Annotated in this window: 8 protein-coding genes and 1 pseudogene; 2 read left to right on the top strand and 7 right to left on the bottom strand. The window is 72.0% G+C overall.

Features of this window, described 5'->3' with window-relative positions:
- The 7 genes and pseudogenes from AC27IY_RS22845 to ychF all read right to left on the bottom strand — a co-directional run.
- Window positions 1-980, bottom strand: a pseudogene (locus AC27IY_RS22845) (type IV secretion system protein); the annotation flags it as partial.
- Entirely contained in the window at window positions 977-3,454 is a 2,478-nt protein-coding gene (locus AC27IY_RS22840) for an ATP-binding protein (RefSeq protein WP_344210750.1), read from the bottom strand. The pseudogene AC27IY_RS22845 and the gene AC27IY_RS22840, both read right to left, overlap by 4 nt.
- Before the next feature lie 47 nt (window positions 3,455-3,501).
- Complete coding sequence (locus tag AC27IY_RS22835; protein ID WP_487179106.1) at window positions 3,502-7,194, bottom strand: TcpE family conjugal transfer membrane protein; 3,693 nt, start codon at window positions 7,192-7,194, stop codon at window positions 3,502-3,504.
- Window positions 7,195-7,250: 56 nt separating this feature from the next.
- On the bottom strand, window positions 7,251-7,496 hold the full coding sequence (locus AC27IY_RS22830) for a hypothetical protein (protein ID WP_240778098.1): 246 nt from the start codon (window positions 7,494-7,496) through the stop codon (window positions 7,251-7,253).
- Window positions 7,497-7,577: 81 nt separating this feature from the next.
- The gene (locus AC27IY_RS22825; RefSeq protein WP_344210754.1) at window positions 7,578-8,297 is read right to left on the bottom strand and encodes a conjugal transfer protein; all 720 of its coding nucleotides are present in this window, start codon (window positions 8,295-8,297) and stop codon (window positions 7,578-7,580) included.
- A gap of 631 nt (window positions 8,298-8,928) precedes the next feature.
- Complete coding sequence (locus tag AC27IY_RS22820) at window positions 8,929-9,297, bottom strand: hypothetical protein (RefSeq protein WP_487179105.1); 369 nt, start codon at window positions 9,295-9,297, stop codon at window positions 8,929-8,931.
- A 162-nt stretch (window positions 9,298-9,459) separates the two neighbouring features.
- On the bottom strand, window positions 9,460-10,536 hold the full coding sequence (ychF, locus tag AC27IY_RS22815) for a redox-regulated ATPase YchF (protein ID WP_344210758.1): 1,077 nt from the start codon (window positions 10,534-10,536) through the stop codon (window positions 9,460-9,462).
- 91 nt (window positions 10,537-10,627) lie between these two features.
- Here ychF and AC27IY_RS22810 point away from each other — a divergent pair, with 91 nt between their 5' ends.
- Both AC27IY_RS22810 and AC27IY_RS22805 read left to right on the top strand, forming a co-directional pair.
- Window positions 10,628-11,881 carry a DNA recombination protein RmuC gene (locus AC27IY_RS22810; protein WP_371252927.1) on the top strand — a complete coding sequence of 418 codons (1,254 nt, stop codon included), beginning with the start codon at window positions 10,628-10,630 and terminating at the stop codon, window positions 11,879-11,881.
- A 20-nt stretch (window positions 11,882-11,901) separates the two neighbouring features.
- A complete protein-coding gene (locus AC27IY_RS22805; RefSeq protein WP_344210760.1) occupies window positions 11,902-12,411 on the top strand; it encodes a DUF6542 domain-containing protein in 510 nt (169 codons plus the stop codon).
- The last annotated feature ends 16 nt before the right edge of the window (window positions 12,412-12,427 follow it).

The following is a 12,427-nucleotide window of genomic DNA, read 5'->3' as shown; positions in this document are numbered from 1 at the left end:
TTCCTGAGCTTGTCGGCCAGCGAGGCGTACTCCTGCTGGCGCGCCCCCACGTCGGGGGCGGCCTGCCCGGCCACGGCGGGCGGGATCGACTGCATCTCCAGGACCTTGCGGCCCCAGTCGCGCACGATCGGCTGCTGCGGGTCGGCGGTGCCGAACAGGCCCACCAGCCACGGCTTGCAGACCAGGGTGGACCACAGCGCGTCGGCGTTCTGTTCGACGCCGGGGGTGCCGACCTGGCCGTAGCCGCCGGGCTTGAGCTCGGCGGCGGTCTGGCCGGGCGGCGGCAGGCAGGACGCGCCGCCCGCGCCGGGCAGGCCGGAGAAGGCCGAGTTGACGACCTCGCCGGTCTTGTCGGTGACGACCTTGCCGAGGCCGGTGAAGTCGCCGGGACGGCTGAAGAACCAGGTCGCGACGGTGACCGCGAGCACCATCCAGATGACGCCCTCGGCGGTCGTGGTGGCGCGCTTGCGGATCAGGCCGTACCAGGCGAGCCAGATCGCGCCGAGGATCACGATCGGGCGGAGGAACGGCCAGTACATGGCGTTGGCCAGGTTCGTGACGATGTCATCGACGACGTCCTTGATGGACTGGAGCGGTCCCTCGGTGGCCGCCGCCTGGTACGTGGTGATCGTCAGCCGGTCGATGGCCTTGGCCGCGGTGAAGATGCCGTTGGCCCACATGTTGCCGAGCACCGCGACGTAGTCGCCGCAGCCCAGCTCGTGCGTGTGCCAGAACTGGCCGCTCATGCCGAACTGGCCGTAGTTGGTGACCGGGGTGCTCGGCTGGGCGCCGGCCGGAGCCGGGGCCTGGATGAGCCCGTCGGTGCCGCCGCCCACCACCTCGGGCGTGAGCGGCCCGGAAAGGTCGCACGGTGCCGCGGCGGCCGGCGCGGACAGCCCGCCCACGACCAGCGGCACCACCAGGATGCCGGTGACCAGCGCGAGTGCCAGCGCGAGTCGTCGGGATAGCCGGATCTTCATGACCGTACCTCCTGCGGCCTGCCCACGCCCCCTTGAAGATCATCATGCCCGTCGCGATCGGGTTTGTCGTGTGTCGGGTTCGTGTCGAGCCAGCGAAGAAGCTCGTCGGAGACCAGGTCTACTCCGATGCGGCCGGCCCTGCCATCCAGATCACGGAAAATGCATTCGCCGTTGCCGAGCGAGCGCAGCACGGCCTTGTGCTCCTCCGACGCCTCCACCCCCAGGAGGGACATCACGTGGTTCACCTCCACCCGTTCGGTGGACCTGAACGCGAACACGGACGACAGGCAGTTGGTCACCTGCTCGTTCAGCAGGTCCCCCGCGTTCTGCGAGACCAGCACGAGCGCGGTGTTGCGGGAGCGGCCCATCCGGCTGACCTCGGGCACCAGCTTGGCGCCCTCGGGCGTGGAGGTGATCGCCCACGCCTCGTCCAGGAAGATCGCCTTGGGGGCGCGCCGGTCGAGGCCGTTCATCAGCCTGCGCGCGAACTGCGACACCAGGTAGAGCAGGGCGACCGACAGCCGCTGCTCGTACGAGTAGTCCTCCCTGGTCGTGGCCACGTCGGGGAGGGTCAGGCCGCCCAGCGTGAAGACGGTCGTCCAGCCCTCGGTGTCGATCTGGTCGCCGCCGGAGGGGTCGAAGCAGAGCCGGGCCAGGTGCATCTCCGACATCGAGCGCAGCACCGCGCCCAGGTTCTTCGACGCCGCGTCGTCGGCCTGCTCCAGGTGGTCGACGACCTTGCCGAGCGACGGGTCGGGCTGGTTGGAGATCGCCGCGACCGCCTGGATCATCGCCGACTCGCGCTCCTCCGACATGCGCGGCAGCAGCAGCCGCAGCGTCTCGGTGGCCATGGTCTTCTTCGCCGCGATGTCGTCGCCGAACGAGAACGGGTCCAGCAGGCCCGGCGCCGCCGAGCCCAGCGGGATGACCCTGGCCTTGCGCCCGCGCTTGTCCAGCAGCCGCACCAGCGACTCGGCGTCACCCTTGGGGTCGATCACCGCGACCGTGACGCCGCGCAACGCCATCTGGTAGATCATCAGCAGCGCGAGCGTGGTCTTGCCGCCGCCCGGCTCGCCGGTGATCGCGATGGCCGTCGGCCGGTTGCGGGTGGCCGCCACCAGCGGGTCGAAGTGCACGATGCTGCGCGCCCTGCCGACGGTCTCCCCGATGTACGGGCCCAGCCAGCCCTCGCTGCCCTCGCCCAGCCGGTCACCGAGATCGACGGTGGCCGTGGCCATGCCGCCCGCGATCGTCCGCAGCGGCTGACGCTGGGCGTAGGCGTTGACGCGCACCTTCTCGCCCGGCAGCGACTCGCAGAACAGCGAGAACTGGTCGCCGGTCGAGTTGACCACATCGATGCCCATGTCCCGGTAGTGCTCGACCACCGCCTCCACCCGCTGCACGCAGATGTCCTCGGTCGGGGCCGAGACGATCAGCCGGTGCCAGCCGTACACGAAGGGCAGGCGCTCCTTGGTGATGCCGTGCTCCAGCATGCGGGCCGCGTCGATCTGCTCGGCCAGCGCCAGCGGGGCCTCCGCGCCCGCCTCGCGGATGTGGTGGTCCATGTCGCGGGCGTGCGCCAGCTTGCGCGCCACGTCCTTCGACGCCTTGACCGGCGGGATCAGCCGCATCCTGGAGGAGATCTCCACCGGGAACGGGAGCTGGTCGGCGAAGTGCATCCACGGCTCGCCGTCGGGGAACGGCATCAGGTCGGGGAAGCGGGCGAACGACAGGTGGGCGACGTACGAGTCGCCCTGCGGCTGCACGATCCGCAGCAGGCTCCTGCCGTTGTGGATCTCGCCCTCGACCAGCGTCTCGATCTCGCCCCTGCCCCACCGCCTGCGCGGGCTCGCCGACGGCGGCGCGTCGCCCGACGCGCCCGCCGCCGCGTGCTGGAACAGCCACGCCACCTCGACGGAGGTGGCGTGACGGGCGTAGAGGGCGCTCGACGCGAGTGCCCGGCCGAGGCGCTCCGCCTGCTCGGTCCAGCGGCCGATCTCGCTGTCGGGTACGTGGTCGTCCGTCATGCCGAGCGACTTCTCGGTCTTCTGGTAGAAGCCGAGGAGCTGGGCGAGCACGCCGCTGCCGAGCTGCTTGCCGCGCGGGCCCAGGCGTACGCCGAGATAGACCTCCTTCGTCCAGAAGTCCTTCGCCCAGACGTGGCGGTACATCTCCTCCAGGTAGTCGCGCCAGCCGGGCCCCTCGTCGGAGGTGGCGTTGAGCGCCATCGCCCACTCGGCGGCCGGGTAGGTGCGGTGCGCCACCCGCAGATGGACCTCGGCGTCGGGCATCCTGATCGCGGCCAGCGCGATCGTGATGTTGGTGGCCAGCGCCTCCCGCTCCTCGGGGGTGACGAACTCGTAGCTGACCGTCGGAAGGCGGAAATACGCCCATGCGCAGGTGTCTGTGAGCAGGATGCGGTCGTCGAAGTAGCGGACCGCGAGGCGCTGGTGCGCTCGGGACGCCCTGCTCATGCCGCCCCCTCGGCGCATGAACGGGCCAGACCTGCTCGCTTGTTCACTTAACGCTCACCGATTCTCGTGCCCGGGGGGTCACTCGCCAACTCCTCATCGCTCGGTCGTACGCTCTGCGCCGACTGCGCTGTCCGCGCCGTCTGGGCCGACTGGGCGGCGAAGCCCGCGACCACCACGCCCGCGAGGGCGAGGTAGGCCCGTCGCCCGGCCGCGCGCAACTGCCCGGGATCGACGACCTCGGCCCCGCCCGGGGCGAGGTCGTCGTCCCAGGGGACCCTGACGATGGCCCGGCACCTGCCCCTGGCCACCGACTCAGCCTGCTCGACGTCGGCCATGGAACGCCTGCTCACGCCGTTCACGACCATCACCGCACGCCTGCGCAGCTCCGCGCAGCCGTGCCCGTCGAGCCACTCGTACGTCATCGCCACCGCCTCCGACGCCTCCTCGCTCGCCGGGACCACCAGGACGAGCTGGTCGGCGTACGGCAGGAGGCGGGCCGCCAGCGCGGCCGCCGGGTCGATGACGGCCAGCTTGTAGTGGCGGTCGAGCAGCCTCATGGACTCGCCCAGGCGGTGGTCGGAGAAGAGCGACCGGTCCGCCAGGCGCTGCTCGGCGCCCGCGTCGGTGTCGGCGCTGATCACCTCGAGGCCGGAGGCCGTCCTCGTGGTGTAGCCGCGCATCGTCAGATAGCCGCTGACCCGGTCGAGGCCGGCCAGCAGCGAGGTGAGCGTCTCGGGGGTCTCGGGTTCGATCCTGCTGGTCAGGGTGTCGCCGCCGGTGTTGGCGTCCACGGCGACGATCCTGTCGTCACGGTATTGGGCGAAGGTGTGGCCCAGCATGAGGGCCGTGGTGCTCTGGCCGGCGCCGCCCGTGCAGCCGAGGACCAGGATCCTGCGGCTGCCGCTGAACACGGCCCTGGCGCGGGCCTCGTCGATCTCGGAGCCGTCGGTGCGCACCGAGGAGCCGCCGACCACGACCTGCGCGATCCGCCGCCACCCGCCGGAGTCCCGTCCGACCACGGACTCGACCCGCCGCACCCTGCCCTCCCCGGGCCGCGGCCCAGGCACAGGCGCCACGATCTCACCCGGCCGCCCGTCCGCGGGCACGCCGGGCCGCCCCCTGAGCGGGGCGACGGGCCGCTCAGGGGCACGGTACGCCGCAGGGGCGGGCGCATCCGGCCGCTCCGGAGCACGGCGCGTCGCGGGGGCAGGCGCATCCGGCCGCTCCGGAGCACGGCGCGTCGCGGGGGCAGGCGCATCCGGCCGCTCGGGGGCGCGCCGCGCCGCAGGGGCAGGCGCATCCGGCCGCTCCGGGACGCGGTACGTCGTTGAGGCGGGCCCGTCCGGCCGCTCCGACACGCGGTGTGTCGCCGGCGCGGGCGCCTCCGGGGCCACAGGCGCCAACCGCGGCCACCCTCCACCCCGCCGCCCCCGCTCTCCGCTTTCCTCAGCGTCACCGGTGTCTTCGGCACCGCCAGTGGTTGCGGCGGGCTCAGCCCCGGCGGCCTCAGGCTTGGCTCCCTCGGTGCCCCCGATGCCGTTGGGCTCAGGCTCGTTGGCCCCGGTGCTCCGGACAGCGTCGGCGCTGCCAGCGAGCTCGACGCTCTGGGTGGGCTTGGTGCTGTCGGCGAGCTGACTGTCCTGGGCAGGCGGAGCGCTGCCGGCGGCCTCGGTGCTCCGGCCGGAGCCGGCGCTGCCAGCGAACTCGGCCCTCTGGGTGGGCTTGGCGCTGTGGGCAAGCTCGCTGCCCTGGGCAGGCGCAGCGCTGCCGGCGTCCTCGGTGGCTTCGGCACTGCCAGTGGCCTCGGTGGCCTCGACGCTGCCGGTGTTCCCGGAAGCCACCCGCCGCTCGGATCCGCCGCTCGCAGCATCGCCACTCGCAGCATCGCCACTCACCGCATCGCCGCGCCGGGCGTCGCTGCTCACAGCGTCGCCGCTTGCAGTGAAGCTGCTGTCCTTGGGGGTGCTGGCGGCGGGGGCGCTCGCTGACGTGGCGTCCGCCGAGACGCCGCTCGCCGCCGCCCCGCCAGTCGCCGCGCCGTGACTGTCCTCGGTGCCGGTGGCCGTGACCTCGTCGGGGACGGCCGTGCCGCCCGCGCCGGGAGCGCTGGACTGGATCGCCGGCGTGTCCTCGCCGCTGCCCGCCTGCCCGCCAGTGGCCGCGTCTCCGGTCGGCTGCTCGGGGCGCGGGGCCGGGGGGCGGGGCAGGGGCTTGGCGTTGGGGTCGAGCGGCGGCCAGGCGCGGTGCGGGCCCGGGAGCACCAGGGCCGGGCCCAGCCTCGGCGGCTGGCCCTTCCGGTGCTGGTCGCGGGCGACCTCGTCCTCGTGCCGCTCGCTGCCGACCCGGTCACCCGCATCCGTACGGGCATCCGAGCGAGCAGCGGCGTCCGACGGGGCGTCGGCGCTCGCCGCGAGCCTTCTCAGTCGCCGCAGCGCCTCGGTGTCGATCGGCTTGGCGGCGGCGGACTTACGACCTTGACCCCCCGAGCGGATGGGCACGACCGTCCCGCCACGGACGTCCCGCCCCTCCGGCTCGCCGTCACCACGGGCTTCGCTGCTCTCGGCCTCGGCGACCTCACCATGAACCCGCGCCTCAACCTGGTCCTGAGCCTGCGTCTCGTCACGCTCGCGAGGGGATGCCGTGCGCTCGCCGGCCGCCGACTCGCCCTGCTCAGGGGCCGATGCCTCATCCCGGCCATGCTCGGAAGCGGTGGGCTCCTGCGCGGGCCGTGACGGGGTCGCCAGGCGGGTCACCGGCTCCTCACCAGCTCCGTGGGTGGCCTCGCGAAGAGTGGCCTCGCGGAGGGCCGCCTCGCGCAGTGCCGCCTCGCGGAGGGCGGTCTGCTGGCTGGCGGCCTCCTGGACCGCGTCGTCCCGGCCGAAGATCCGCCGCTTGCCGCCCTTGCGGCGCGCGCCGTCCTCCTGCCGAGCCGGCCCACGAACGGCCTCCGCGCCGTCCTCCTGCGACGCCCGCCCACGGACGGCCTCTGCGCCGGCCTCCTGCCGCGCCCGCGCCCGCCCACGGACGGCCTTCGCGCCGTCCTCCTGCCGGACCCGTTCGCGACCGGTCTCGGTGGGCCGGTCCGCGCCGTTCGGGTCGGTGCCGGGCGGAAGGGCCAGCGGGCGCTCGCGTCCGGCGGGAAGTGCCTCGGCGGTGCCCTGTCGCGCCCGCCCCCGCAGCGCGGGAGCCGTGCCGCGGCGGGAGCCCCAGCCCGTACGCCCGGTCGTCGGCTCGGCGACCGGAGCCTGCCCGGCCGCGGCGGCAGCGGCGGCGACCGCCGGCCGGACCTGCCGCGGACCCGCCGCCCGCTGCTCCTCTGCCCGCCGCTGCGCCTGCCGTGCCTTGGCGGGACGCCGGGCCTTGACCCGGACCGGCGCGGTGCGCCACACGCGGGCGGAGAAGGTCACCGTCTCCGGCTCGGCCCCGGGCGCGAGGCGGTACCAGGCCTTCGGCTCGCCCAGGTAGCGCATCTGGGACTCCAGCAGCTCGGTGAGCCGCTTGCCCTCGATGACGGGACGGGTCGACAGCCACGTCACGATGCCCGGCGGCACCAGGAACAGCACGTGCCACGGCATCGCGACCGGCACGCCCACCAGGATCAGCAGGAGGGACCACGGGACGAACACCCCGACGAAGACGCCGATCCAGACGATGGGGAGCGGCATCGGCAGGCGTAGGTCGTACAGCTTGTAGAGCCGCTTCTCGATGCGCCAGATGTTCGTGTACGTGGGCAGGTCCACCCGGTCCTCCTCCCTCACCCGCTCGCGTATGACCGCCGCCGGACGGTCTCAACCCTTTACTTGATGCCCAGTGCGCCGGCGATCGCCTTTGCCGTCACCTCAATGATGTTGGGCACGTAGAAGATCACCCCGATGGCCACCGCCAAGATCAAGAACTGCACGAACCGGGTGATCTCCCGGGTGAAGAGGAAGAACAGCGCGACCACCGACACCACCACCAGGAACAACGGGGCGAAGAACGCCCGTAGGAAGTCGGCGAGCCCTCCGGTGTCGATGCCGGTCGACGTGGGCGCCGGCGTCATTTGCAGCAAGGAGAGCACTATGGTCTTCAAGGTCACTTCTCGTCCTCCCGGGGGGTACCGTTCTGCGGCGCGGACGGGCCTTTAGTCAACGACCCGCCCGGCGCCGCGGATGTCGGCGACGAACCACTTGTCGCCCTGCTTCTCGACGGTGAGCCGGTAGGCCTGCTCCAAACGCGCGCCCACCGCCGCGGGGTCGGTGGCGTTCGGGGTGGGCGGGGCGTCGCCGTTCGGCACGACCCACACGACCACCGCCTGAATCTCTCTTGTGGCACCCCCCACAGGCACCACGACCTTCTTGAGCTCGGCGAAGGTGAACGCGCCGCCGAAGCTGGGCAGGCTCTTGCCGGCGGCGACGTAGCGCTGCAGCCCGGCGGTCTCGCCGGACGCGTAGTCCTTGAAGAAGCCCTCCAGCTGCGGCTTCAGCTCGGCGGCCGCCGCGTCGTCGGTCTCCGGGGGCGCGATCTGGGGCAGCTCGGCCGGGCCGGGCGCGGGCAGGATCGCCGGCCGCCCGGACACCACGAAGCGCCTGCCGCCCTCGTCGCCCGAGTAGTAGATCGGCACCGACAGCATCATGCGCCGCGGGCCGGACTGGAAGGCCACGCTGACCACGGCGTTCTGGTCGTCGCCGACCTCGATGTCGTACGCCTGGATCGCGACGGCGGCCAGCTTGCCGAAACCGTCCCAGCCCATCTGGGGGTCGGAGGCGTCGGGCAGGAACGCCGCGAGTTTGCGCGACCTGCTGTCCGCGTCGTCAGGGCTGAAATTGAGATAGACCCCTGCGAACTGGGCAGCGAACGCCATCCCCCGCTGCGTGGGGAAACCCGTCTCGGCCGCCGGGGCATCCGCATTGGACGTTGTGCCCTCTTGCTGGGTAAATCGCTCAAATGGTGCACGAATCCCATTCACCACGATAACCACGATAAGCGCCCAGAGAATGATGCGGCCCACCCAGACGAGCCATCGCCCGCCGCCGCCGGACCAGCCACCGCGCCGCGGCCGGCGGGGCGGCGGCACGTCGTAGTCGGCCGGGTCCAGGGTTGCGGAAAGCCCGCGCCCGTCAGCGATCCGAGGATCGTGCTGGACGGTAGACCTACGAGCCATCACGCCTCCGCTCGCGCCGATCCCCCCGGCTGGCGCGGTGTCGTCCGTTGCCGATCCCCATCATCCGCGGTGAAGTAGTCACCCTATCCGGTCTCCGCCATTCTTCCAGGAAAGCCACGCCCATGCTGCAGGCACGACCGCCCTCACGGCAAACCGGGGCTCTGCGACAGGCGTCAGTACCGATTCCCATCAGTTCCCGGCAGAAACGGCTTACGACCAGGACAAACGCCTAAAACCGCCTAGCGCGACGGCCACGGATTCCTGTCCAGAACAGGCATGAACCTCTCACGACCTGCGCATTCGGTATGGGCCGCGGATGTCGGAGCCGCGTTCAGGCGGGCTCGGGATCCTGCATCGAACGCCCCCTGCGCCGGCTCTGGAGATCGACGACGCCGGTGCGGCTCTGGGCGTCGGCGGCCCCGCCCTGGACGGTCCCGGCCCTGCCCTGGAGATCGACGACCGTCGGGCGGACCGACCGCTCCAGCGAGCCGCGCAGGTCGGCCAGCATCTCCGCGGCGTCGCGCTCGCGCATGCGGCTGACCATCTCGTTGCGCTCGTCCACCTTCCTGCGCAGGTAAGCCTCCCTGTTGACGCGCAGGCCGTACATGAGCTCGACCCTGATCAGGGCCAGCTCCTCCTCCAGGCTGATCCCCGCGAGCGTCGGAGCGGGGCGTCGTTTCCGGATGATGCGACGGATCATGAGGGGCCTCCCGAGTCAGCGTGAACGCCGTGACGATTCGACGCGCGGGGGCCCAAAGTGGTTGACACTTAAACACGTTCGGCACGTCACCATGACAGTGTCGGCAACACAGCGTAGCGAAGCGTCACGCAAGGCCGACGAAAGACGCGCCGGGCGCGGCCGTCAGACGTTGAAGCGGAACTCCACCACGTCGCCGTCGCGCATCACGTAGTCCTTGCCCTCGACGCGCGCCTTGCCCGCCGAGCGGGCGTTGGCGATCGAGCCGGCCTCCACCAGGTCGTCGAACGAGACCACCTCGGCCTTGATGAAGCCCCGCTGGAAGTCGGTGTGGATCACGCCGGCCGCCTCGGGGGCCGTGGCGCCCTTGCGGATGGTCCAGGCCCTGGTCTCCTTGGGGCCCGCCGTGAGGTAGGTCTGCAGGCCGAGCGTCTCGAAGCCGACCCGGGCGAGCTGGCGCAGGCCCGACTCCTCCTGGCCGACCGACTGCAGCAGCTCCAGCGCCTCCTCCTCGTCGAGCTCGACCAGCTCGGACTCGATCTTGGCGTCGAGGAAGACGGCCTCGGCGGGGGCGACCAGCGTCGAGAGCTGCTCCCTGAGCGCGGTGTCGGTGAGCTCGTCGGCGTCGAGGTTGAACACGTAGAGGAACGGCTTGGCCGTCAGCAGGTGGAGCTCGCGCAGCTCCTCGCGGTCGAGGCCGCTCTCAAAGATGGTCTTGCCGGTCTCCAGGACGGCCAGCGCGGCCTCGGCGGCCTCCAGCGCGGCCTTCTTGTCCTTGTTGTTGCGCGCCTCCTTCTGCAGGCGCGGTACGGCCTTCTCGACCGTCTGCAGATCGGCCATGATCAGCTCGGTGTTGATCGTCTCGATGTCCCGCTTGGGGGAGATCTCGCCGTCGACGTGGGTGACGTCGGGGTCGCCGAAGACCCGGATCACCTGGCAGATCGCGTCGGTGTCACGGATGTTGGCGAGGAACTGGTTGCCCCGCCCCTGTCCCTCCGAGGCTCCCTTGACCAGGCCCGCGATGTCGACGAACTCGACCTTGGCGGGCAGGATGCGCGCCGAGCCGAAGATCTCGGCCAGCACGGGCAGGCGGTCGTCCGGCACGCCCACGATGCCCACGTTGGGCTCGATCGTGGCGAACGGGTAGTTGGCCGCGAGCGCGTTGCCGGTCTTGGTCAGCGCGTTGAACAGCGTGGACTTACCGACGTTGGGCAGGCCGACGATGCCGATGGAGAGACTCACGGACAGCGAGTTTACTTGCCGCCGCGCCTGGGCGGTTCGCCCGTAGCGTGTCGGGCGGAACCGGGCGCGGAGTCCTGCAATCATCGGTCGAGTGGACGTCGTCGCGCTTGTCATCGGTCTGGCCGTCGGGCTGCTCGTCGGCTTCCTCGTGGCGAGGACCCGCGCGGCGGTCCGGGTGGCCGAGGCCGACGCCCGCGCCAAGGCGTCCGCCGACAAGCTCGTCTACGTCGAGGAGCAGCTCGCCGAGCGGTTCCAGGCCCTGTCCACCCGAGCGCTCGACGTCAACAACCTCCGTTTCCTGGAGCTCGCGGAGACCAGGCTCGCCGCCACCAGGGCCGAGGCCGCGGGCGACCTGGAGCAGCGCAGGCAGGCCGTCGAGCACCTGGTCGAGCCGCTGAAGGACGCCCTGGCGCGGGTCGAGACCCAGCTCCGCGACACCGAGTCCGGCCAGCGCGCGGCGCGGGCCGAGCTGGCCAAGCAGATGGAGTTCGTCCGCGAGAGCAGCGAGCAGCTCCGCTCCCAGACCACCGCCCTGGTGCGCGCCCTGCAACGGCCGGAGGCCCGGGGCCGCTGGGGCGAGCTCCAGCTGCGCCGGGTCGCCGAGATCGCCGGCATGCAGCGCCACTGCGACTTCGACGAGCAGGTCGCCGAGGGCTCCATGCGCCCCGACATGGTCGTACGGCTGGCCGGCGGCAAGAACATCGTGGTCGACTCCAAGGTCTCGCTGGCGGCCTATCTGGAGGCCGCGGAGGCGTCCGACGAGTCGCTCGCCACGGTCCGGCTCGACGCCCACGCCCGGCACGTGCGCGAGCACATCGACCGGCTGGCCGCCAAGTCCTACTGGCAGGCGTTCAACCCGTCGCCGGAGTTCGTGGTGCTGTTCATCCCCGGCGAGGCGTTCCTCGCCCCCGCGCTCGAACGCGACCCCGGCCTGCTGGAGTACGCGATGGCGCGCCGGGTGCACATCGCCACGCCGACCACGCTGATCACGATGCTGCGCACCGCCCACTACGCCTGGCAGCAGGCCGCGCTGAGCGAGAACGCGCGGGCGGTGTTCGAGCTGGGCAAGGAGCTGTACGAGCGGCTGTCGTCCCTCGGCAGGAACGTCGACTCGCTGGGCCGGGCGCTGAGCCGGGCGGTGGAGGCGTACAACAAGTCGGTCGGATCGCTCGAAAGCCGCGTGCTGGTCACCGCGCGCAAACTCAACGAGCTGGGCGTCGTGGACGGCGACCTGGACCCTCCGGAGATGCTCGACGGCCTGCCGAGGCCCCTCGCATCCCCCGAACTGCTGGAAACCCCGTCACTGTTCTCCCACTCCAACGGTAAGTTGGCCAACGGGACGTAGTGAACGGGGGTGGACCGGTGGTGGAGAAGGGCAGAAAGCCCGCCGTCAGGCTGACCGCTCGGGGCGCCATCGCGCTCGCCCTGGTCGCCACCCTGGCCGGCTACGTGCTGGCGGCGCTGCTCGGCGTCCAGCAGGTCGTCGGCGCGGCCTTCCTGGTGTCGAGCCTGCTGGGCGTGCTGCTGGTCAACCGGCGCGAGCTGCTGTCGCTGGTGGTCGCGCCCCCGCTGGTGTTCTTCTGCGCGACGCTCTTCGTCGAGCTCGGGCGGGCGCTCGGCTCGGTGTCGATCGTGCAGTCGCTGGCGCTCGGCCTCTACACGTCGCTGACCCGCGGCGCGCCGTGGCTGTTCGCCGGCTCGGCCGTCGTGCTCGGCGTGGCGCTGCGGCGCGGCCTGTGGGACAACGTACGCGACCTGCGGGCGGAGCTGAAGGCGGACGCGGAGGCGCCGCGCCCGCGGCAGCCGACGTTCGTGCCCGAGCCCGAGGGCTACTTCGAGCCCAAGGTCTACGGGACGCCGCGCGGCGAGGACTGACCGCTCCCCCGCCGCT

The sequence above is a fragment of the Nonomuraea sp. B208 genome (genome assembly GCF_057536035.1).
Note: the sequence above shows the minus strand (reverse complement) of the source record. Positions and strands in the feature narration are given on the sequence as shown.